The sequence below is a fragment of the Rhizorhabdus sp. P4_G5 genome, assembly GCF_056401065.1.
Genome location: NZ_JBFUKB010000009.1, coordinates 84,943 through 105,978 on the forward strand (window position 1 = coordinate 84,943; position 21,036 = coordinate 105,978).

At 65.0% G+C, this 21,036-nt stretch carries 17 protein-coding genes and 1 tRNA gene; 14 read left to right on the plus strand and 4 right to left on the minus strand.

Annotation, left to right across the window (positions count from 1 at the left end; genetic code table 11):
* The first annotated feature begins 53 nt into the window (after positions 1–53).
* The gene (locus AC1DQK_RS15960; RefSeq protein WP_477872265.1) at positions 54–479 is read left to right on the plus strand and encodes an OsmC family protein; all 426 of its coding nucleotides are present in this window, start codon (positions 54–56) and stop codon (positions 477–479) included.
* Between the two features lie 109 nt (positions 480–588).
* On the opposite strand, the gene AC1DQK_RS15965 is transcribed toward AC1DQK_RS15960, so the two are convergent.
* Positions 589–942, minus strand: coding sequence for a hypothetical protein (locus tag AC1DQK_RS15965; RefSeq protein ID WP_477872267.1), 354 nt, complete (start codon positions 940–942; stop codon positions 589–591).
* A 196-nt stretch (positions 943–1,138) separates the two neighbouring features.
* Between AC1DQK_RS15965 and AC1DQK_RS15970 the strand changes: the two genes are divergently transcribed.
* The 4 genes from AC1DQK_RS15970 to AC1DQK_RS15985 all read left to right on the plus strand — a co-directional run bounded on the left by AC1DQK_RS15970 (position 1,139) and on the right by AC1DQK_RS15985 (position 5,593).
* Positions 1,139–2,431: a homoserine dehydrogenase gene (locus AC1DQK_RS15970; RefSeq protein ID WP_477872269.1), complete on the plus strand. Its 1,293-nt coding sequence runs from the start codon at positions 1,139–1,141 to the stop codon at positions 2,429–2,431.
* A 74-nt stretch (positions 2,432–2,505) separates the two neighbouring features.
* Positions 2,506–3,477: a class II fructose-bisphosphatase gene (glpX, locus tag AC1DQK_RS15975; protein ID WP_477872271.1), complete on the plus strand. Its 972-nt coding sequence runs from the start codon at positions 2,506–2,508 to the stop codon at positions 3,475–3,477.
* Between the two features lie 195 nt (positions 3,478–3,672).
* Entirely contained in the window at positions 3,673–5,439 is a 1,767-nt protein-coding gene (gene recJ, locus AC1DQK_RS15980; RefSeq protein WP_477872273.1) for a single-stranded-DNA-specific exonuclease RecJ, read from the plus strand.
* 78 nt (positions 5,440–5,517) lie between these two features.
* Positions 5,518–5,593, plus strand: a tRNA-Glu gene (locus tag AC1DQK_RS15985).
* A 243-nt stretch (positions 5,594–5,836) separates the two neighbouring features.
* Here AC1DQK_RS15985 and AC1DQK_RS15990 read toward each other — a convergent pair.
* From AC1DQK_RS15990 to AC1DQK_RS16000, 3 genes are all read right to left on the minus strand, one after another.
* Positions 5,837–6,769, minus strand: coding sequence for an MBL fold metallo-hydrolase (locus AC1DQK_RS15990; RefSeq protein ID WP_477872275.1), 933 nt, complete (start codon positions 6,767–6,769; stop codon positions 5,837–5,839).
* Positions 6,770–6,835: 66 nt separating this feature from the next.
* Positions 6,836–9,265, minus strand: coding sequence for a TonB-dependent receptor (locus tag AC1DQK_RS15995; RefSeq protein ID WP_477872277.1), 2,430 nt, complete (start codon positions 9,263–9,265; stop codon positions 6,836–6,838).
* A gap of 290 nt (positions 9,266–9,555) precedes the next feature.
* Positions 9,556–9,765 (minus strand): hypothetical protein, encoded by a 210-nt coding sequence (locus AC1DQK_RS16000; RefSeq protein WP_477872279.1) that lies wholly within the window; start codon positions 9,763–9,765, stop codon positions 9,556–9,558.
* Positions 9,766–9,841: 76 nt separating this feature from the next.
* On the opposite strand from AC1DQK_RS16000, the gene AC1DQK_RS16005 reads away from it, so the two are divergent.
* The 9 genes from AC1DQK_RS16005 to AC1DQK_RS16045 are packed head-to-tail and all read left to right on the plus strand — an operon-like array spanning position 9,842 to position 20,842.
* Positions 9,842–10,924: a putative urea ABC transporter substrate-binding protein gene (locus tag AC1DQK_RS16005; RefSeq protein ID WP_477872281.1), complete on the plus strand. Its 1,083-nt coding sequence runs from the start codon at positions 9,842–9,844 to the stop codon at positions 10,922–10,924.
* Between the two features lie 57 nt (positions 10,925–10,981).
* Positions 10,982–11,797 (plus strand): ABC transporter permease, encoded by an 816-nt coding sequence (locus AC1DQK_RS16010; protein WP_477872283.1) that lies wholly within the window; start codon positions 10,982–10,984, stop codon positions 11,795–11,797.
* Positions 11,794–12,597: an ATP-binding cassette domain-containing protein gene (locus tag AC1DQK_RS16015; RefSeq protein WP_477872285.1), complete on the plus strand. Its 804-nt coding sequence runs from the start codon at positions 11,794–11,796 to the stop codon at positions 12,595–12,597. Before AC1DQK_RS16010 ends, AC1DQK_RS16015 begins: the two co-directional genes overlap by 4 nt.
* A complete protein-coding gene (locus AC1DQK_RS16020) occupies positions 12,590–13,066 on the plus strand; it encodes a CopG family ribbon-helix-helix protein (protein WP_477872287.1) in 477 nt (158 codons plus the stop codon). Before AC1DQK_RS16015 ends, AC1DQK_RS16020 begins: the two co-directional genes overlap by 8 nt.
* Positions 13,063–13,887, plus strand: a complete 825-nt coding sequence (locus AC1DQK_RS16025; protein ID WP_477872289.1) for an urea amidolyase associated protein UAAP1 — start codon at positions 13,063–13,065, stop codon at positions 13,885–13,887. Before AC1DQK_RS16020 ends, AC1DQK_RS16025 begins: the two co-directional genes overlap by 4 nt.
* A gap of 16 nt (positions 13,888–13,903) precedes the next feature.
* A complete protein-coding gene (locus AC1DQK_RS16030) occupies positions 13,904–14,539 on the plus strand; it encodes an urea amidolyase associated protein UAAP2 (RefSeq protein WP_477872291.1) in 636 nt (211 codons plus the stop codon).
* Positions 14,536–18,132, plus strand: coding sequence for an urea carboxylase (gene uca / locus AC1DQK_RS16035; RefSeq protein WP_477872293.1), 3,597 nt, complete (start codon positions 14,536–14,538; stop codon positions 18,130–18,132). The genes AC1DQK_RS16030 and uca overlap by 4 nt, the downstream gene beginning before the upstream one ends.
* Positions 18,129–19,898: an allophanate hydrolase gene (gene atzF, locus AC1DQK_RS16040; protein ID WP_477872295.1), complete on the plus strand. Its 1,770-nt coding sequence runs from the start codon at positions 18,129–18,131 to the stop codon at positions 19,896–19,898. The genes uca and atzF overlap by 4 nt, the downstream gene beginning before the upstream one ends.
* 47 nt (positions 19,899–19,945) lie before the next feature.
* Positions 19,946–20,842, plus strand: a complete 897-nt coding sequence (locus AC1DQK_RS16045; protein WP_477872297.1) for a Vgb family protein — start codon at positions 19,946–19,948, stop codon at positions 20,840–20,842.
* The last annotated feature ends 194 nt before the right edge of the window (positions 20,843–21,036 follow it).

Here is a 21,036-nt window from a genome sequence, read left to right on the forward strand (position 1 = left end):
GACTGGTTGCGTCGCGCGTTACAGTAGCGGCTATCCATCAGAGGAGGTATTTCATGATCGTTCGCAGCGGCTCCGCGCAATATTCGGGCCTCGGCAAGGAAGGGAAGGGGCATGTCTCCACCCAGTCGGGCGTGCTCGACCATCAGCCCTATGGCTTCAACACCCGTTTCGAGGATGGCAAGGGCACCAATCCCGAGGAATTGATCGCCGCGGCGCATGCCTCCTGCTTCACCATGGCGCTGAGCTTCGCGCTGGCCGGCGCGGGATATGGCGATGGTGAACTCGACACCACCGCCAGGGTTTCTCTCGATAAGGAAGGCGATGGCTTCAAGGTGACGAAATCCGCGCTGACCTTGCAGGCGAAGGTGCCCGGCATCGACCCCGACGAGTTCGCCAGACTGGCGGATGGCGCAAAGGCGAACTGCCCGATCTCGAAGCTGCTAAACGCGGAAGTGACGCTGGAGCGGACGCTGCTGTAGGGGCTGGGGAGGCCGTCGGGAGCCCTGCTTCCGCCGCCGCCCCGACAAACGAAGGGGCCGCTTTCGCGACCCCTTCTCCCAGTCGGCTCTTCAAAGCCTGTGTCGCGTCTTAGCGCTGCCGGTCGCTGTCGCGATCGCTGCCCGGCTGGCCGCTTTGGCCCGACTGCCCGCCCTGCTGGCGGTCGCGATCGGTTCCGCTCTGCTGGTCGCGCTGCTGGTTCTGCTGGCGATCCACCGAGCCCTGACGCTGCTGATCCTCTCGCGCAGGCTGGCCAGAACCTTGGCCAGCCTGGCTGGCTTGATTGCCCTGGCCGGCTTGCGCGCCCTGCTCCCGGCCCTGGCGCTGGCGCTGGCGCTCCAGCTGGCTTTCGCGCTGCTGATCCTGCTGGCGGTTCGGATAGGGATCCTGACTCATCTCACTATGACTGGTGCGGTCGCTGCCGCCCTGACGATTCTCGTCCATGGCATAATCTCCTGCGAATATCCCCGAACAGGGATGGGACATTAACGGGGGTTAGTGTGGGACGTTCCTGTCGCTGCGGCCAACGCCTTGGAAACACGATATTATGATAACGCAATGAGTGCGACTGCGTGTGCGCCGTTGCGGATATCGGCGGTCCACCCTAGGACGCACCGATTGAATCGAAAGGGAGCCATGCATGCCGCAGGCGTTGAGGGTTGCGCTAGCAGGTCTGGGAACGGTCGGAGCCGGCGTCATCAAGCTGCTCGACGAGAATTGTGCGCTGATCGAGCGTCGTGCCGGACGGTCGATCGAAGTTGTCGCGGTGTCCGCGCGTGATCGCTCGCGGGATCGCGGCGTCGATCTAGCCCGCTTCGGCTGGGTGGACGATGCGACGACGCTGGCGGCTGCCGATAATGTCGATGTGGTGGTCGAGCTGGTCGGCGGTGCCGACGGCCCGGCGCTGACCCTCGCGCGCGAAACCCTGTCGGCGGGCAAGCCGTTCGTCACCGCCAACAAGGCGATGATCGCCCATCATGGCCTGGAACTGGCCGAACTGGCCGAGCAGCGCGGTGTCGCCCTGAAATATGAGGCCGCGGTCGCGGGTGGTATCCCCGTCATCAAGGGCCTGCGTGAGGGCGCTGCCGCCAATGTCGTGTCCGAGGTGTTCGGCATCCTCAACGGCACCTGCAACTATATCCTCACCGAGATGGAGGAAAAGGGCAGCGATTTCGCCGCCGTTCTCGCCGAGGCACAGCGACTGGGTTACGCCGAGGCCGATCCCAGCTTCGACATCGATGGCGTCGATGCCGGCCACAAGCTGTCGATCCTGGCGAGCCTGGCCTTCGGCACCGCCGTCGATTTCGACGCGATCCAGATCACCGGCATCCGGCATGTCATCGCCGCGGACATCGCCGAGGCGGCCGCGCTTGGTTTCCGGGTCCGGCTGGTCGGCCATGGCGAGGCCAATTCCCGGGGACTGTTCCAGAGGATTCACCCCTGCCTGGTGCCGCTCAGCCACCCGCTCGCGCATGTGTCCGGCTCGCTGAACGCGGTCGTCGCGCATGGCAATTTCGTCGGCCGGCTGTTCTTCCAGGGGCGTGGCGCGGGGGAGGGCCCTACCGCCTCCGCCGTCGTCGCCGACCTTATCGACATCGCCCGCGGCGAGACCGGGCCGGCCTTCGCCATGCCGGTGGCGTCGCTCGCCACGCCCGCGACCGCACCGGCCGGGGACCGTCGCGGCCGGGTTTATCTGCGTTTCACCGTCGCCGACCGGCCAGGCGTTCTCGCCGAGATCACGGCGGCGATGCGCGATGCCGGCGTTTCGATCGAAAGCCTCATACAGCGTGGCGCAACCGAGGACGGGAATGTTCTCATCGCGATGGTCACCCATGTCGGTCCCGAGCGCGCGGTTGCCGACGCGCTCGACCGGCTCGACGGATCGCAGAGCCTCGCGGGCAAACCTATGCTGATGCATATACTGGATGAATAGAGGCGCGGCTTCTCGACAATGTCACGAGCCTCGCCTAACGCTCCCCCGTTCCCCAATAGAGAAGGCAATCCCGCATGGTGAAGGCAAGTAACGCGCTCGACCGGGTGCTCGTTCTGGAAATGGTGCGCGTGACCGAGGCCGCGGCGATCGCCGCATCGAAGCTGGTCGGGCGTGGCGACGAGAAGGCGGCCGATCATGCTGCGGTAGAGGCCATGCGCGCAGCCTTCAACGAACTCGATTTCGACGGCACCGTGGTGATCGGCGAAGGCGAGCGCGACGAAGCGCCGATGCTCTATATCGGCGAGAAGGTGGGCTGCGGCATCGGCACCGGCCCGAAGATCGACATCGCGCTCGATCCGCTCGAAGGCACCACCATTACCGCCAAGGCCGGCCCCAACGCGCTGGCCGTGCTGGCGATCGCGGAAGAGGGCGGACTGCTCAACGCGCCTGACGTCTACATGGACAAGCTCGCGATCGGCCCGGGCTATGAGAAGGGGCTGGTCGGCCTCGATCGCACCCCGACCGAGAACGTCACCGCTCTTGCGGCGGCCAAGGGCGTCCAGCCCAACGAGATCATCGCCTGCGTGCTCGACCGCCCCCGCCACGAAAAGCTGATCGCCGAGCTGCGTAAGATCGGCTGCGGCATCGTGCTGATCCCGGACGGCGACGTTGCCGGCGTGATCGCGGTCACCGATCCCGACACCACGATCGACATCTACATGGGCTCGGGCGGCGCGCCCGAGGGCGTGCTCGCGGCAGCAGCGCTGAAGTGCGTCGGCGGCCAGTTCCAGGGCCGCCTTCTGTTCCGCAACGACGATGAAAAGGCCCGGGCCCGGAAATGGGGCGTGACCGACCTCGACCGCATCTACCAGCTCGACGACCTGGTGAAGGGCGACGCGATCTTCGCGGCGACCGGCGTCACCGACGGCTCGCTGCTCCAGGGCGTCAAGCGTCGCGCCGGCGGCACCATGACGACCGAAAGCGTGGTGATGCGCGCCTCCAGCCGCACCGTCCGCTGGGTCAAGGGCGAACACCACAAGGGATGAACTGAAGATCTCCCTCTCCCGTGGAGCTGCGGCCTTCACACATTTCCCCTCCGCTCGTCATCCCAGCGAAAGCTGGGATCTCTCTTGGCACTTCTCGACAGGTTAGCGCAGAGAGATTCCAGCTTTCGCTGGAATGACGGCGCTGGGAAATGGGGAGGGGTTCCCAGCTTGCCGATCCCCCATTAACGTCCCGCCATGCGCGCTCCCGTCCTCAACATCACCCGCTCTATCGTCGGCCAGCCGTGGCACTGGCGGGGCGGTACGGTGGACGGCATCGACGCCGATTTCGAACCCGACAGCCTCGTTACCCAGCTGCTGCTGGCGCGCGGCTGCCCTCGCGACGGGATCGAGGAGCACCGCGTCCCGACGATCCGCAATTTCATGCCCGATCCGTCGATCTTCCGCGACATGGACGCCGCCGCGGAACGGCTTGCCGATGCGGTCCAGAAGGGCGAGTCGATCACCATCTTCGGCGACTATGACGTCGATGGCGCCACATCGGCAGCGCTGCTCGTTCGCCTGCTGCGCGACTTGGGCCTACCCGCGGCGGCCTATATCCCCGACCGGCTCATGGAGGGCTATGGCCCATCGGGCGCTGCGCTGCTGCGGATCGGCGAAGCCGGCACGAAGCTGATCGTCACGGTCGATTGCGGCGCGCAGGCATTCGAGGCGCTCGCGCTCGCCCATGACGCCGGCATCGACGTGATCGTCGTCGATCATCATAAATGCGCCGCCGAGCTGCCGCGCGCGTTCGCCCTGGTCAATCCGAACCGGCTCGACGAAGCGGACGGCGCCGCGCACGGCCATCTTGCCGCGGTCGGCGTCGCCTTTCTGCTCGGCGCTGCGCTCGTCCGGCTGCTGCGTGCGCGGGGATGGTTCGCCACCCGCGCCGAGCCGCGCCTGTTGGATCTGCTCGATATCGTCGCGCTCGGCACCGTGGCCGATGTCGCGGCCCTGCGCGGGCTCAACCGGGCCTTCGTGGCGCAGGGAATCAAGGTCATGGCCGGCCGCCGCAACATCGGCATCGCCGCGCTGATCGAGGCGGCGCGGCTGACGCGCGCACCCACCTGCACCGATCTCGGCTTCGCTCTGGGCCCGCGGATCAACGCCGGGGGGCGGGTCGGCAAGTCCGATCTCGGCGTGCGGCTGCTGACCACCGAGGATCCCGAGGAGGCGCGCTTCATCGCTGCGGAACTCGACCGCCTGAACGAGGAACGCCGCGCGATCGAGAAGAGCGTCCAGGAAGAGGCCGAGGTCGCCGCGCTCACGCAGGGCAATCGCGCGGTCGCGGTGGTCGCGGGCGGCGGCTGGCATCCCGGCGTGATCGGCATCGTCGCCGGCCGGCTAAAGGAGAAGCTCGGCCGCCCGGTCATCGTGATCGCGCTGGACGCGGAGGGCGTCGGCAAGGGTTCGGGCCGCTCGATCGGCGGCGTCGACCTCGGCGCGGCGGTGCTCGCGGCCAAGGATATGGGGCTGCTCGTCGCCGGCGGCGGCCACGCCATGGCGGCGGGGCTTACCGTCGGCGCCGGCGGGGTGGATGCGCTCGCCGACTTTCTCGACGCCCGGCTGGCGAGCGCCGTCGCCGTCGCGCGCGACGACCGCGCGCTGCTGCTCGATGCGGTGGTGGCGCCCGGCGGCGTCACCCCGTCGCTGGTCGAGGCGCTTGAGGCCGGCGGCCCCTATGGCGCGGGCTGGCCGGCGCCGCGCATCGCCGCGGGCGCCATTCGCATCATCAAGGCCGATGTGGTGGGGCAGGGGCATGTCCGCGCCATCGTCTCGGGCCGAGACGGACGCTCGATCAAGACGATAGCCTTCCGCGCCGCCGACAGCGCGCTTGGGCAAGCGCTGCTCGGCGCGGGCCGCGAGCGCAGCCTGTGGATCGCGGGCCGGCCGAAGATCGACGACTGGGGCAGCCGCCCCGCGGCCGAACTCCATATCGAGGATGCGGCTTGGGCCGATTGAGATGCAGGTAGGAAATATACCGAACCCGCCTTGACCACCCGCCGCCGCTGCCCTAATCGGCCCCCCTCAGCGCTACACGGCCCCATCGTCTAGCGGTCTAGGACGTCGCCCTTTCACGGCGAAAACACGGGTTCGAGTCCCGTTGGGGTCACCAAGCGATAAACCATTGAAAAATAATATTTATTTCTCGTTGCTTGTGTCAGAAGACACAATCAGGAGGGGATAGACAATGGGGACAGGTGCGCTCGGGCGTCGATTTTCGATTAGCTGGGTCGAAAACCCCCATCTTCACAGATCAAGTAAAATCAGTGCTTTAGGGGATTTCCATATCCGCATGCATTCAGCGCTCTGATCGATACGCTGGTGTCGAACGCGGCGCGCTATCGGACGTTGTCGATCATTCGGCGCGCGCGGCCACAGGGACGATGATGAAGCGGTCGTGGACCTGTGGCTTGCCGGGGGTGTCGAGCGGCGCCTTCAAGCCGGTCTGCAGTTCGCGGATGGTCTGCACCGGCAGCTCAAGCGGATGCTCGTCGGGATGCGTCGGCGCTTCGTGCGGATAGTCGCGGCCGGGGGTGCGCGTCATCTCGATGTGCGCGCCCAGCGCCGCGCGGATGGGATGCTTCTCCGCGAAGGCCGCCAGCCGATCAACGCTGGCACGGTCGTCTGTGAGGAAGTTGACCGGGACATAGAGGCGGCCAGGATAGAGCGTGTCACCCGACAGCAATATCCGGAGCCTGGGATCGTAGATCATGATCGCCGCCGCCTGGTGCCCGGGCGTGGGGATGATGCTGAGCGCGCGGCCGCCGAGGTCGAACCGGACGATCTCGTCCGGCCAGGTGGCGATGCCAAAGAAGCCGGCCACGTCGGCGGGCTTGAGTCCGACGACCGTGGTATTGGGGCGGTCGCGAAAGGCGGCGTCGCCGGCGACATGATCACCGTGGCTGTGGCTATGCGCGACGACCAGCGGGATCGCGCCGCGCCCGTGCTTGGCGAGCCATTCGGATATGAGCCGATCGACGGTCGGCCTGATCTGGCCACCCTCGGCCCCGGTGTCGACCAGCAATGCCCTATCGCGCCCGAAGAGCAAATAGAGGAACGGCGCTTCGAAGTTGGTCTTGACCGACTGGCGGATGACGAAGGTGTCGGCGTCGAGCGCCTGCACCTGCGTGGCCGGCTCCTCGGGCAGCGTGCCGTCGATCCACTTCTCCGCAAACAGCCTGGGAAAGGGCGCGTCCTTGGCGCTCGCGCAAGAAGCGGAAAGCGCGCCGCCAATCAGCGTGACCGCCAGGCCAACACCCGCGGCCATCCCCTTTAGATCGAAGACCATCTTATCCCCTCCTTTGAAGCGAGGGGCGCCATTCCTCCCGGAATGACGCCCGCCCGTTTGGCCGGATCAATATTTGACCCGCGCTTCGATGCCGAAGGTACGCGGATTGATGACCGATCGCTTGTAGTAACGCAGCACGACGCCATCATTGATGCCGATGCGTGAGCGATCTTGATTGACTGAGGACACCGCATATTTGTCGAAGATGTTGTTCGCGAACAGGATGAGGCTGTAGCGATCCGTTTCGTAGCCCAGCGAGGCACGGTGGAGAACATAGCCGGGCAGCTTGTCGCCATAAGCACGCTGCCATCCGAGCCGCGTCACGACACTTCCGCGATAGGTGGCGGTCCAGTCGGCGATGATGTTACCGTCCATGAACGGCTTGGTGTAGGTCACACCCAGGCTTCCGCTGTTCTTCGCCGAGCCGGGAAGGCGGTCGCCGGACAGTGCGTCCAACTGGACGGGCGAACTGGGGTAGGTCCCCGCCGGGTTGTTGATGGATATGATCTTGGCCACGTCCTCGGTCAGCTTGGCATCCGTGTAGGAATAGGTTCCCTGGATCGACAAGCCGTCGACCGGACGAGCCTGGAACGACGCTTCGAAGCCCTCCGACTTGGCTTTGCCGCCGTTCACCTTGATGCCGACGATGCCATAGAAGGTGGCGGAATCGACCTGGATACCCTTCCATTTGATCTGATAGACGTTGAAATTGAACGTCAACCTGCGATCGAAGAATTGGGTCCGTATGCCAAGCTCCGCGTTCTTGGTGGTGTCGGGGCCAAATTGCAGTTCGTTCGGGAGAGCACAGACGTTTTGCGCGGGTGGAGGCAATATGACGGTGCAGGGCGCGACAGTGTTCGGACCGCCGATCCGATAGCCCTTGCTGTAGGTCGCGTAGGCCATGATTTCCGGCGTGAAATTGTACGACGTGTTCAACTTCCACACCCAGCCGCTCTTCTTCGTCTTTCCGCCTGCGGGATCGGCGTCATAAGGGCTGAGGGGTTGTGTCCCAGGATCGAAGATGTCCAGCAAGGGGATAACCGCACGGCCGCTCACGTCCGAGGTATAGCCAAAATAGCGCGCGCCGGCGGTCACCTGCCAGTGTGGCGTCACCTTGAACGTGCCTTCGCCGAAGACCGCCTTTTCCGTCACCTTCGACTTGGTGAAGGAATTATATTCGATCTCGTCGGGATTATCCGCAATGGTGTTCCCATAAAGTCCGAAAACGGAGATTAGACCAGGAACGTGCTCTGTATATTCACGAAGCCGCTTCTGCTGGTTGTAGAAGCCGCCAAGCACCCAGCTGAACGGGCCGCCATGGGCCGAGACGAGGCGGACTTCCTGGTTGAATTGCTTGCGGTGATCATGGCTTTCATTCCAGCTCGAAAAGGCCGGGAAGGCCTCATAATCATAATCGAGGTCGAGCAGCAGGTCGGTATTATCGTTCTGATCTTTAAATTTTACATCGGTGTAGGCGGTTGTCGCGACAACATCGGCTATGTCCGGGATAGTGGCATTGATTTCCATGCTGCCCAGATGCGCGCGGCGTTTTACCGGCTCGATATATCGGCCGGCGCTCTCATATTTGCCCGTGCCGAGCACGCCGTTGCTGTTGTACTGGCCGCCATCCGTCTTGGTCTGCTGGAAGGCGTATGTGAAGTTGACCTTGAGGTCCGGGTTGAGCTGGAAAAGCAACTGGTTGCGCGTGCTGACGGTCTTCTCGAAATTGAGATCCTTGCGGCTTTTCAGGTTCGCGGCATAGGCCGCGGGCGTCACGCTGACCGGGCCGCTCGGCTGCGGCAGCGACACGCCGGGCGTCTGCAACAGCAGCGGATAGTCGATGAAGCCGGGATCGTAGAAATAGCCCGTAGCTGAGCGGAAGGCGATGTGGTCCTTGACGATCGGGATGTTGATCACCCCGTCCATCTCATAGCCGGCCTTGCTGCCATGGGTCTTGCCGTACAGGCGGCCGTGCACTTCGCCTTCGATGTCGTTCGTGTTGGGGCGATAGGGAATATTGCGGATGGCGCCGGCCAGCGTGCCAAGGCCGTACAGCGTGCCCTGCGGTCCGAGCAGCGTTTCGACGCGCGAGATATCGAGAAGCTTGAAGTCGTAATAGAGCGGAACCTCGCCGAGATACACGCCGAGCGCGGTGTCATAGTTATTGCCGTTCGAGGTCGAGTCGGACGCGTTGAGGCCGCGCAGCACGATCGTTCCAGTCGAACCGGGACCGGTGTCCGAAATGGTCACGCCGGGGGTGAAGTCGGCGATGTCGCGGATATCGTCGATCCGCTGCCTGGAAAGTTGCTCCTCACCGACCGCGCTGATGTTGATCGGTACGTCCTGAAGCGAGACCGCGCGGCGGGTAGCGGTCACGACGATGTCGCTGCCATCGGCCTCTTCGGCGTCCGCCGGCACGTTCTGCGCGAATGCGGAAGTGGCTCCGACGCCCATCAACATGGTCGCGCCGAGCAGCGTGTTGCGAAATAAGTTCATAGTCACCTAGCCCCTCTTTGCTATGGAGCCTTAAGTGACACCCTCCGCCCTTTGGCGCTCTGGCTAAGCCGGCGCCCGATTAACCGGATTGCAGTTGTGCGTTTCCCGCATTGCGTGCTCGCCGCCGTATGAAGAGCGACGACCATACGATATGGATATTACGGAACCCGTCAAGCGTAATACTTGTGCACCTGCACAGTATGACTCAAATTATAGGTGCGCTGCACAATATCTCGATTTTCTCGATCATTAAGCTTTGAGCTGTGTCGCTCACTGGCTCCCGCCAACGCTCACAAGCCGGTCACAGCGAGCTTCGGAATTACCGATTCGCGAATCGGGAGCAGCGAGCCATGGTCGATGGTTGCCGATTCACGCCAGATGGCGGTAGTTCGCCGAAGTTCAGGCGGAAATGGTTGCATGGGCCAGATCTCGGCGACGCCGCCCGCCCTTGCCGACTGCCTTTTCGGCATCGTTTTTCGCGCGCGGTAGGTATTACCCATATAAGATTCGGTAATATTTTTGGCTGGACAGCAAGCTGCACTTTCGTAACATTGCACTGCGGAAGGAAATCGAATCATGATCAGGATGTTGCGCAAGGCGGGCACGATCGCGCTGATGGCTGGAGCACTTACGATTGCATCCTGTTCGAAAGGGCCTGATACCCCTTCGAAGCCCCGAACCGAATTCAACATCGGCTGGTCGATCTATGCCGGCTGGATGCCTTGGCCCTATGCCCAGCAAGCTGGCATCGTAAAGAAATGGGCCGACAAATACGGCATCAAAATCAACATCGTGCAAGTCAACGATTATGTAGAGTCAGTCAATCAATACACGGCTGGCAAGTTCGACGGCGTGACCGTCACCAACATGGATGCCCTGACGATCCCCGCCGCCGGTGGCAAGGATACCAGCGCCATCATCGTCGGCGACTATTCGAACGGAAACGACGGCATCCTGCTCAAGGGCGCCGATCAGTTTGCGGCGATCAAGGGCAGGCAGGTCAATCTTGTCGAACTCTCGGTTTCGCACTATCTGCTGGCTCGCGCGCTCGAGAAGGCGGGTATGAAGCCCACCGATATCAAGACCGTGAACACCTCCGACGCCGACATCGTCGGCGCCTTCAGCAGCCCGGACGTGAACGCGGCCGTCGCCTGGAACCCGCAGCTTTCGGTGATGAAGGGGCTGGCGGGTGCCAAGGAGGTGTTCAGCTCGGCGCAGATCCCTGGCGAGATCCTCGACTTGATGGTGGTCGATACCGCCACCATCAAGGCCAATCCCAACCTCGGCAAGGCACTGGCCGGAATTTGGTACGAGACGCTGGCCCTGATGAAGCGCCAGGACGCCAAAGGCAGGGAAGCGCGCGCCGCCATGGCGAAGCTGTCGGGCGCGACGCCTGCGAATTTCGACAGCCAGTTGACCACGACCTATCTCTATTCGGATCCCAAGGCGGCCGTTGCCGCGACGACGGCACCGGCGTTGCTCAAGACGATGGCCCAGGTCCGCGACTTCAGTTTCGCGCACGGGTTGTTCAAGGGCGCCGCCTCGGCCGACGCGGTGGGCATGGGTTTCCCAGGCGGCAAGACGCTTGGCGATGCCCAGCACGTGACGCTGCGCTTCGACGACAGCTTCATGAAGATGGCGGCCGACGGCGCGCTTTGAGCCTCCCGGCTGGGTTCCTCCTGGACAGGCCAGACTCTTGGATAGGGACATGACGACATGCGTTGGGTGAGCCGACATGTTCGCCGAGGCGATCGGCTGCTCTTGGGGGCTTTGCCGATCCTGCTGCTGGTCCTGCTCTATCTGTTCCTGGCGGCGCAGCGCCATGCCGCCAATTCGCTGGACAAGATCCTGCCCTTGCCCGGCGGCATGGTCGGGGCCATGGCGGCCCTGCTTTTCCAGCCCGACCAGCTGACCGGACAACTCGTCTTCTGGGCGGACACCCTGGCAAGCCTCCAGCGGTTGGGCTTGGGCCTCGGGATAGCCACCCTGGCGGCGCTCACGGTCGGGCTCGTGCTCGGCGTGCTGCCACCCGTGCGCGCGACGTTCGGGCCCCTGGTCACGGGCATCGCAGTCATTCCCCCCATCGCCCTGCTGCCTATCCTGTTCATCGCCCTGGGCCTCGGCGAAACGGCGAAGATCGCGCTGATCGTCATCGGCATCACGCCTGTCATGGTGCGCGACATCGCAGCCCATGTCGCCGCCTTGCCGCGCGAGCAGATCATAAAGGCGCAAACGCTGGGGGCGAGCAGTTGGCAGATCATGATAAGGGTCGCGCTGCCCCAGGCCATGCCGCGGCTGCTTCACGCGATGCGCCTGGCGCTGGGCCCCGCCTGGGTCTTCCTGGTCTCGGCAGAGGCGATCGCGTCCGATGTCGGCCTCGGCTACCGGATATTCCTCGTCCGGCGCTATCTCGCGATGGACGTCATCATTCCTTATGTCGCCTGGATCGCTGCGCTGGCGGTGGTGATGGACCTGGCGCTGACCTTCCTCGATCGGCGGCTGTTCCCCTGGGCGCATGGAATGGGCCATTGAGCGCGCTTCTCTCTCTTCGGGACGTCTGGGTCGAGTATGGCGACAAGATCGTCCTCGAGCGGATGACGCTCGACGTCGAGGCGGGATCGTTCATCTCGATCATCGGGCCTTCGGGAGCCGGCAAGAGCAGCCTGCTGCGCTTGATCCTCGGCCAGGAAGCCGCGACCCGGGGGTATATTCTCCTCGACGGAACGCCGCTCACGCCCGAATGTGGGCCGGATCGGGGCGTCGTCTTCCAGCGCTATTCGGTGTTCCCCCATCTGTCGGTCTTGCGAAACACGGTCTTCGGGCTCGAATGCGCAGGGGCGCCGCTATCGGCGCGGCTGTTCGGCGCGCCGCGCCGCGCAGCTATCGCCGAGGCGTCCGAGATGCTGGACGCCGTGGGCCTCGGCGACAGCCTCCACCTCTATCCCTCCCAGCTCTCGGGCGGCATGCTGCAGCGGCTGGCGATTGCCCAGGCGCTGATCAAGCGCCCGCGCATCCTGCTGCTCGACGAGCCGTTCGGTGCGCTCGACCCCGGCATCCGCGCCGACATGCACGCGCTGATCACGCGGCTCTGGCGCGACTATTCGCTGACGATCATCATGGTGACGCACGATATCCGCGAAGCTTTTACGCTTGGAACACGGGTGCTCGCGCTGGACAAGCGTCGCCACGACCCGCACGCCCGGCACCGGTTCGGCGCGACGGCGATCTACGATCTGCCTCTGCGCAAGGAGGCAGGCGAAGCGGCCGCAGAAGCGACGGTCGTCGCGCCCGAAAGCCGGCATGATCAAAAGGAGACGATTTCACATGGGTAGCGAACCCGCAACCCTGGCCAGGCTCAGCATGAGCCTTCCGGGGGATCTGTTCCGGCAGCTCGACATGATGGTGGAAGAGCGGGGCCTGCCGTCGCGTTCGCAGCTCATCGCCGAACTTATCCGCCATGCTCTGGCTGAGCACGAGGCGTTCACGCGCCCCGAAGAGACGCTCGCCGGCACGATCACGATGGTCTACCGCGGCGACCGTGGCCGCGTGCGGCATCAGCTCGCGCAGACCCAGGCGGACTATCTCAAGGAGGTCATCTCCTCGCAGCACGTCTTCCTGGAGGACGACCAGTCGCTCGAGGTCCTGCTCGTGCAAGGACCCGCATCCCGCCTCAAGGCGCTGTGCGATGCGCTTCGCCGGGTCCGCGGCGTGCAACAGCTCCAGCTCGTTTCGACGACCGCTCTCCTGCCGCCGCTCCACGAACCGGAGACCGGCGACAAGCTCGCAGGAGCAATGGCATGACCGCTAATCTCGCAAATCCCATGGCGGCGCGCGACCATGCCCGCGGCATGGCCGGCAAGGTGGCCGAAGCCATGCCGGTGCTGCCACCGGTCGCCATCGATCTGCCCGACGGGGTGTCCTCGGACGACCTGCTGTGGGAAGAAACGATCGCCTCCGGCGGCTACGCCACGCGACGGCTGGCACGCGGCGCGCGGTTGCGGCTGATCGACCTCAGAGGCGACGCCTGCGCCTCGCTCCTCGTGTTCAATGCCGAACTGCCAACCGAGCGGCTGAACGTCGCGGATACCGTCAAGGTGCAGTGGAACGCCTATCTCGGGGCGGGCAAGCTGCTGCTCTCGGACATGGGCCGCGTCCTCATGAGCTTTCTCGAAGACGGCGCCGGCACGCACGACAGCTTCTGCGGCACGTCCAACCCTGGCTCCAACGCCGCGAAATACGGCAACGGAGCGAACAGCGGCCCGACTCCCAGCGGCCGCGATCGCTTCCTCCTCGGCGTCGCCAAGCATGGCCTTCAGCGGCGCGACGTCCATCCGTGCGTCAATCTGTTCAAGGGCGCCAGGATCGAGGTCGACGGTAGGATCGTGCCGCAGATCGGGCCGTTCGCGCCCGAGCGGAGCTTGACCCTGCGCGCGGAGATGGACGTGATCGTGGTGATCGCCAACTGCCCGCACGTCCTTGATCCGCGCAAGGACTATTCGGTGACGCCGCTTCGCGCGACCGCCTGGCGCGGTCCCATCACCCCCACGGACGACCCCGTCCGCACGGCCACCCCTGAAGGCCTGCGGGCTTTCGAGAATGTCGAAGACTATTTCCGTCGCTGAAAAGGAAAAGGCTCGCATGAGCGCCGATATCCACCTTTCCGGACTTTCCGGCTCCGTTGTCCATGATGCGATCGTCCCCGCGCGCGCGCCGTGGCTGCACCATGTCGCGGCGGGCCAGACCCTTCGGATCGTCGATCTGGAGGGCAACCAGGCCGTCGATTTCCTTCTCTACTCCGCCGAGGACGATGCGGAACGCTACAGCGCGCAGGATACCGTCGCCGCGCAAGGAAATCTGTTCCTTCGCAAGGGGACCGTGCTGCGTTCGAACGAGGGGCGCCCGATGATGACCATCGCCACCACCACCGTCGAATATCACGACACCATCGGGGGGGCTTGCTCGTGCGAGTCCAACACGCTGCGCTACGGCCATCACACCAAGGCCGAGCACGCCTGTGTCGAGAACTTCCTCGAGGCGAACCTGCTGGAAGGCAGGGGCAAGCGCGACATCGTCTCCAACATCAACTTCTTCATGAACGTGCCGGTGGAGCCCGACGGATCGCTGGGCATCGTCGATGGAATATCCGCGCCCGGCCTGAGCGTTGACCTGCGTGCCGAGATGGACGTCATCGTCGTCGTCTCCAACTGCCCGCAGATCAACAATCCGTGCAACGGCTTTAATCCCACGCCTGTGCGCATGATCGTCGCCGCATGAGCTTCGATACCGTCCTGATAGCAAATCGCGGCGCGATCGCGACCCGCATCATCCGCACGCTGCGCCGGATGGGGCTGCGCTCGGTCGCCGTCTATTCGGAAGCCGACGAGGAATCGCTTCACGTTGCGATGGCCGACGAAGCTGTCTGCATCGGCGCCGCGCGCGCGTCGGAGAGCTATCTCAACATCGCCGCGATCCTCGATGCGGCCCGCGCGACCGGCGCCGGCGCCATCCACCCAGGCTACGGCTTCCTCGCCGAAAACGTCGAATTCGCCGAGGCCTGCGCGGCTGCGGGCATCATCTTCATCGGCCCCACGCCAGACAATATTCGCACCTTCGGCCTGAAGCACAGCGCCCGCGCGCTCGCCGCCGCGCACGCTGTCCCCCTCGCGCCGGGTACGGATCTGCTCATGGACGAGACGCAAGCCGTGCTCGCCGCGCGCGAGATCGGTTTCCCAGTGATCCTCAAGGCCACCGCCGGCGGCGGGGGCATCGGCATGCGCGTATGCGAGGACGAGGCCACGGTCCGCGAAGGCTTCTCCGTCGTGGCGCGCCAGGGCGAGAGCAACTTTGGCGACGCCGGTATCTTCCTCGAGCGCTACATTCGGCGTGCGCGGCATATCGAGGTGCAGCTATTCGGTGACGGTGAGGGACGGGTCATGCCGCTGGGCGAGCGGGACTGCTCGCTTCAGCGACGTAACCAGAAAGTGGTCGAGGAAGCGCCTGCGCCGTTGCTGCCGGAGGCAGTGCGCGGCGCCCTGATCGCAGCCGCGACCCGGCTGGGCGAAGCGGCGGCCTACCGGTCGGCCGGGACGGTCGAATTTCTCTACGATGCCGAGCGGGAAGAGTTCTTCTTCCTGGAGATGAACACCCGCCTTCAGGTCGAACACGGCGTCACCGAGGAAGTGATGGGCATCGACCTCGTCGAATGGATGATCCGCGGGGCCGCCGGGGACTTTGCCTTCCTCGATGGCGAGCCGCCCCGGCCGAGTGGGCATTCGGTGCAGGTCCGTCTTTATGCCGAAGATCCGGCGCTCGATTATCGGCCGACCTCGGGCACGCTGACCGCCGTGGACTTCCCGTCCGACATCCGGGCCGAGACCTGGTGCATGGCGGGCAGCACAGTCAGTTCCTGGTACGATCCGATGCTGGCGAAGCTGATCGTCCAAGCGTCCACCCGCGCCAATGCCGTCGCGGCGATGCAGGCAGCGCTCGACCGAAGCCGGGTGGATGGGATCGAAACCAATCTGCGCTGGCTTCGCGAAGTGGTGCGCTCACCGGCCTTCGTCGGCGGTGAGGTGTCGACCCGCGTCCTCGACAGCATCGCCTATCATCCGCGCAGCATCCGGGTGGTCAGCGGCGGTACGGCGACGACCGTGCAGGATTGGCCCGGTCGACAGCGGCTGTGGGCCGTCGGCGTTCCCCCCTCGGGTCCGATGGACGATCTGTCGTTCCGCCTCGGCAACCGCCTGGTGGGCAATCCCGAAGGCACCGCCGGGCTGGAGGTAATCCATACCGGACCGTCGCTGACCTTCACCGCGCCGGCGCGCATCTGCCTGACTGGCGCCGATTTCGGCGCGACGCTCGATGGCGTGGCGGCCCCGCGCGGCGTCGCCATCAATGTCGCAGCGGGCCAGACGCTCAGCCTCGGCCGGGTCACGGGCGGCGGCATACGGGGCTATATCATGTTCGCCGGCGGGCTCGACATCGCGCCCTATCTCGGCAGCCGCAGCACGTTCGAGCTCGGCCAGTTCGGTGGGCATGCCGCGCGCCGGCTGCTGGCCGGCGACACATTGCATCTGGCCGGCGAGGCGATCGGGGACCCTTTGCCCGAAGCGGCTCTGCCGGGATTCACGAACGAATGGACCTTGCGCGTGCTCTACGGTCCGCACGGGGCGCCCGATTTCTTCACCGACGAGGACATACACGAGATCGTGGCCGCCGAGTGGCAGGTCCACTATAACAGCAACCGCACCGGCGTCCGCCTCGTCGGCCCCAAGCCGCGATGGGCGCGCGCCGACGGCGGCGAAGCGGGCCTACACCCATCCAACATCCACGACAATCCCTACGCGATCGGCGCCGTCGACTTCACCGGCGACATGCCGATCATCCTCGGCCCCGATGGCCCTTCGCTGGGTGGCTTCGTCTGCCCGTTCGTGGTGATCGCCGCCGATCGCTGGATGATCGGACAGCTCGCGCCCGGCGACAAGCTGCGCTTCGCACCGGTCGACATCGGTGACGCGCGCGCGGCGGACCTGCGCCAGCGCGGGCTGATCACCTCCGGCACCACGCATGGGACGGGCCCGGCCCGATCGATCGGGACGCTCAGCCCGATTCTCGCCGACATCGCGGCAGGTTCGAACCGCCCGCGCACGGTCTATCGCCAGCAGGGCGACCGCAACATCCTCGTCGAATACGGCCCCATCGTGCTCGATATCGAACTGCGGATACGGGCGCACGCGCTGATGGTCGAACTCGAGCGGCTCGCCCCCGCCGGTATCGTCGACGTGGTTCCCGGCATTCGCTCGCTACAGTTGCATTTCGACGGCGAGACCATGGACCAGCGCGCCGCTTTGGCCATGCTGATGGCGGCTGAGGAACGGCTTGGCGATCTGGCCGATTTTGCCATCCCTTCGCGTATCGTCCATCTGCCGCTGAGCTGGCGCGATCCGGCGACGATCGAGACGATCCAGAAATATATGGGCGCCGTCCGTGACGACGCCCCGTGGTGCCCCGACAACATCGAATTCATCCGGCGGATAAACGGCCTCCCCGACGCGGCGGCGGTGGAGAACCTGATCTTCGAGGCGAACTATCTCGTTCTCGGCCTCGGCGACGTCTACCTCGGCGCGCCGGTGGCGACCCCGGTCGATCCCCGGCATCGGCTCGTCACCACCAAGTACAATCCCGCGCGCACCTGGACGCCGCCCAACGTCGTGGGGATCGGTGGGGCCTATATGTGCATCTACGGCATGGAAGGCCCGGGCGGTTACCAGCTGTTCGGCCGCACCATCCAGGTGTGGAACACCCACCGCCAGACCGATGCCTTTATCGAAGGCAAGCCTTGGCTATTGCGCTTCTTCGATCAGATCCGCTTCTATCCGGTGAGCGCGGACGAGCTCGTCGAATGGCGCCGGGATTTTCCGAGCGGCCGGCGCTCGATCAGAATCGAGCCGTCGGAGTTCCGCCTCGCCGATTATCGGGCCTTCCTTGCCGACAATGCGCAGGCGATCACGGACTTCCAGGCGCTGCGGCAGGCCGCCTTCGGCGAAGAACGCGCCGAATGGCAGCGAAGCGGCGAATTCGACCGCCTGACCGATCTCACGGAGGCCGAGCAGCCCCAGTCGGGCGCCGTCGAAGTTCCGGATGGCGCGGATCTGATCGAAGCCCCCTTCGGCGGAAGTGTTTGGAAACTGCTGGTGGCGGCCGGAGACAAAGTCGAGGCCGGCGATACGATTGCGATCATCGAGGCGATGAAGATGGAGTGCCCGGTGCGCAGCCCGGGCTCTGGAACCGTCCAGGCCCTGTATGTGCAGGAGCGGCAATCGCTGCAGCCAGGCGCGCCGATGATGGCGCTGAGGGGGCACGCATGACCGAGCTGACCCGTCGCAGCGCCTCGGCGATCGCAGACGCCGTCACCGCGGGAGGCGTCAGCGCCGTCGCTGTGATCGAAGAAACGATCGCGCGGCTGGTCCATTACGACACCGTCCAGCCGCAGATCTGGATTAGCCGGGCCACGCCGGAAGACCTGCTCGCCGCCGCGCGCGCCGTCGATGTGCGGGTGGCCGCCGGCGAAGTCCTGCCGCTGGCCGGAGTTCCTTTCGCCGCGAAGGACAATATCGACGTCGAGGGGCTCGATACGACCGCGGCCTGTCCTGCCTTCGCCTATCGCCCGGAAGCCTCGGCCACCGTCATCGCGCGGCTGACCGCCGCGGGGGCGATCTGCATCGGCAAGACCAATCTCGATCAGTTTGCCACGGGCCTGAACGGCACGCGAAGCCCCTACGGAAGCCCCAGGAATGCCTATAACCTGGAATATGTCAGCGGTGGATCGAGTTCGGGCTCTTCGGTCGCCGTGGCGGCCGGGTTGGTGGCTTTCGCGTTGGGAACCGATACCGCCGGCTCCGGCCGCGTTCCGGCCGCCTTTCAGCACCTGATCGGGTTCAAGCCCAGCAAGGGCCGATGGAGCAACCGGGGCCTGGTGCCGGCCTGCCGCACGCTCGACTGCATCACGGCCTTCACCAGCGACACCGCGGACGCACGTCTGGTCGATTACATCATAGCGGGTTTCGACGCGGCCGATCCCTATTCCAAACCGCGTGCCGACCGGCCGCTGGGCCGCAAGACGATCGGCGTCCCGCGCCGCGACCAGCGCGTGTTCTTCGGCGATGCGGAATCGGAATATCTCTACGACCGCGCGATCAAGACACTCTCAGCCCTCGGGGATATCGTCGAGATTGACTACGCGCCGCTCCAGGAAGCGGCGCAGTTGCTCTACAGCGGCCCTTGGGTTGCGGAGCGGGCTGCGGCCATGGCCGGGATCCTCGCCGACAATCCCGGTGCCGTCGACTCCACCGTCCGCGAGGTTGTCGAGCCGGGCCTTGCGATGAGCGCCGTCGAATTGTTCAACGGCATCTACCGCCTCGCGGAACTCAAGCGTCACGCCGATACGCTGTGGGAAACCATCGACCTGCTGGCTTTCCCGACGACCGGCACGACCTATCGCGTCGCGGAACTCAAGGCCGCGCCGATCGCGCTCAACAGCGCTTTCGGCTTCTACACCAATTTCGTGAACCTGCTGGATATGGCCGCCGTCGCGGTTCCCGCCGGCGTCCGCGCGAATGCGACCGGGTTCGGCATCACCCTGATTGGTCCCGCCGACAGCGACGTCGCGCTCCTCGACGCAGCCGACATCTATCTTTCGGCCGCGGATGTTCCGTCGCCGCCACCGCTCGACCTGGAGGGTAAGATGCAAACCGTGAAACTGGCCGTTGTCGGCGCTCATCTGAAGGACATGCCGCTCCACTGGCAGCTGACCTCGCGCGACGCGAAGTTCATCGGCGCTTTCGAGACCGCCCCGAGCTATCGCCTTTACGCCATCGCCGATAGCGTGCCGCCCAAGCCCGCGCTGGCGCACAGCCAGGATGGCGCAGCGATCAAGGTCGAGATTTACGAGTTGGGCGTCGCCGAGTTCGGCAGCTTCGTCGTGGAAGTGCCCGCACCGCTGGCCATCGGCACGGTGACGCTCGCCGATGGCAGCAGCGTCAAGGGCTTCGTCGCCGAACCGCGCGCTCTGAACGGTGCCGAGGACATCACGCAACTGGGCGGCTGGCGCGCCTACATAGCGCAGCGCGCCTGACCTACGCAGCGAAAGGGCATTTGATGCAACCGATTGGGAGATTGGTCATGGCAGTGGCGGCGGGATGTGCTGCGGCTTCGGCGGCGCATGCGGAGCAGGTCATCAACGTGCCTGGGTTCGCGGACTTCCTGGCAGTCGATGGAGACAGCGTCTGGGCGACGAATGATGGCAGGGTCGAGCGCTGGTCCCGGCAAGGCAAGCTCGCCGAGGTCGCCATGACGAAGCCCTGCGGCGCTATGGCGATATCCGCCGGTGCGCTTTGGGTGGCCGATTGCAAGGAAGGCGCGCTCGTCCGGATCGACACGCAGACCGCGCAGAAGGTCGCCGCGATCCCCACCGGCATCGCCAATCCTGAAGGCGAACTCAACGTGGTCGCCGGCGCGGGATCGATCTGGGTCGCCAGCGACAACAAGGGCATCCTGTCCCGTATCGATCCGGCCACGAACCAGGTAATAGCTCTGATTCCGGTTAATCCCGGCGCTCATTATCTGGCCTTCGGATTCGATTCGGTCTGGGCTGTCAGCAGCGAGAGCCGCTCGATCCAGCGCATTGACCCTGCAAGCGACACAGTCGTCAAGACCACCGCGCTCGGCAAGCAGCCGGGTTTTCTCGCTGCCGGCGAGGGGGCTGTCTGGGTTCAGGAACAAGGCGACGGAACGGTGGCCCGCATCGATCCGCTAAGCGGGGACGTGACCGGCCGTGCCAAGGTCGGCCCGGTGCTGAAATGGGGCGACATCGACACCGGCGGTGGCATGGTGTGGCTGCGAACTACTGAGGATCAGACCTTCGTCGTGATCAATCCGAAATCGCTGGCGATATTGGCGCGTGTGGGCAAGGCCGAAGGCAGCGGAGCGCTGCGCTTCACCGATTCAGGGCTATGGACCTCGGCGCATGACGTGCACACGCTGACCTGGTGGCCCGAGCCCGCGAAGCTGGCGGAATGACCCTTCCGTGGCCAGATACGAGGCCGCGGAACGAGGTTGCAAGCTTAGGCTGAATCGACATTCAGCACCAGAAGCTGAGGGCAGCGAGGCATAGGCTAGCGAGATAGTTTTGCGGGATGCGATCGTATCGTGTGGCGATACGGCGTAGCTGCTTGAGTTTACCGATGGTCCGTTCGATGCGATTGCGCAGCTTG

Bases quoted from the DNA above. Each gene is read 5' to 3' on its own strand.
- AC1DQK_RS16020 (WP_477872287.1), top strand. From the start codon at position 12,590: ATGGGTAGCGAACCCGCAACCCTGGCCAGGCTCAGCATGAGCCTTCCG.
- uca (WP_477872293.1), top strand. From the start codon at position 14,536: ATGAGCTTCGATACCGTCCTGATAGCAAATCGCGGCGCGATCGCGACC.
- AC1DQK_RS16000 (WP_477872279.1), bottom strand. From the start codon at position 9,765: ATGGGTAATACCTACCGCGCGCGAAAAACGATGCCGAAAAGGCAGTCG.
- AC1DQK_RS16045 (WP_477872297.1), top strand. From the start codon at position 19,946: ATGGCAGTGGCGGCGGGATGTGCTGCGGCTTCGGCGGCGCATGCGGAG.
- AC1DQK_RS16025 (WP_477872289.1), top strand. From the start codon at position 13,063: ATGACCGCTAATCTCGCAAATCCCATGGCGGCGCGCGACCATGCCCGC.
- AC1DQK_RS16030 (WP_477872291.1), top strand. From the start codon at position 13,904: ATGAGCGCCGATATCCACCTTTCCGGACTTTCCGGCTCCGTTGTCCAT.
- AC1DQK_RS15970 (WP_477872269.1), top strand. From the start codon at position 1,139: ATGCCGCAGGCGTTGAGGGTTGCGCTAGCAGGTCTGGGAACGGTCGGA.
- recJ (WP_477872273.1), top strand. From the start codon at position 3,673: ATGCGCGCTCCCGTCCTCAACATCACCCGCTCTATCGTCGGCCAGCCG.
- AC1DQK_RS15995 (WP_477872277.1), bottom strand. From the start codon at position 9,265: ATGAACTTATTTCGCAACACGCTGCTCGGCGCGACCATGTTGATGGGC.
- glpX (WP_477872271.1), top strand. From the start codon at position 2,506: ATGGTGAAGGCAAGTAACGCGCTCGACCGGGTGCTCGTTCTGGAAATG.
- AC1DQK_RS16005 (WP_477872281.1), top strand. From the start codon at position 9,842: ATGATCAGGATGTTGCGCAAGGCGGGCACGATCGCGCTGATGGCTGGA.
- atzF (WP_477872295.1), top strand. From the start codon at position 18,129: ATGACCGAGCTGACCCGTCGCAGCGCCTCGGCGATCGCAGACGCCGTC.
- AC1DQK_RS15965 (WP_477872267.1), bottom strand. From the start codon at position 942: ATGGACGAGAATCGTCAGGGCGGCAGCGACCGCACCAGTCATAGTGAG.
- AC1DQK_RS15960 (WP_477872265.1), top strand. From the start codon at position 54: ATGATCGTTCGCAGCGGCTCCGCGCAATATTCGGGCCTCGGCAAGGAA.
- AC1DQK_RS15990 (WP_477872275.1), bottom strand. From the start codon at position 6,769: ATGGTCTTCGATCTAAAGGGGATGGCCGCGGGTGTTGGCCTGGCGGTC.
- AC1DQK_RS16010 (WP_477872283.1), top strand. From the start codon at position 10,982: ATGCGTTGGGTGAGCCGACATGTTCGCCGAGGCGATCGGCTGCTCTTG.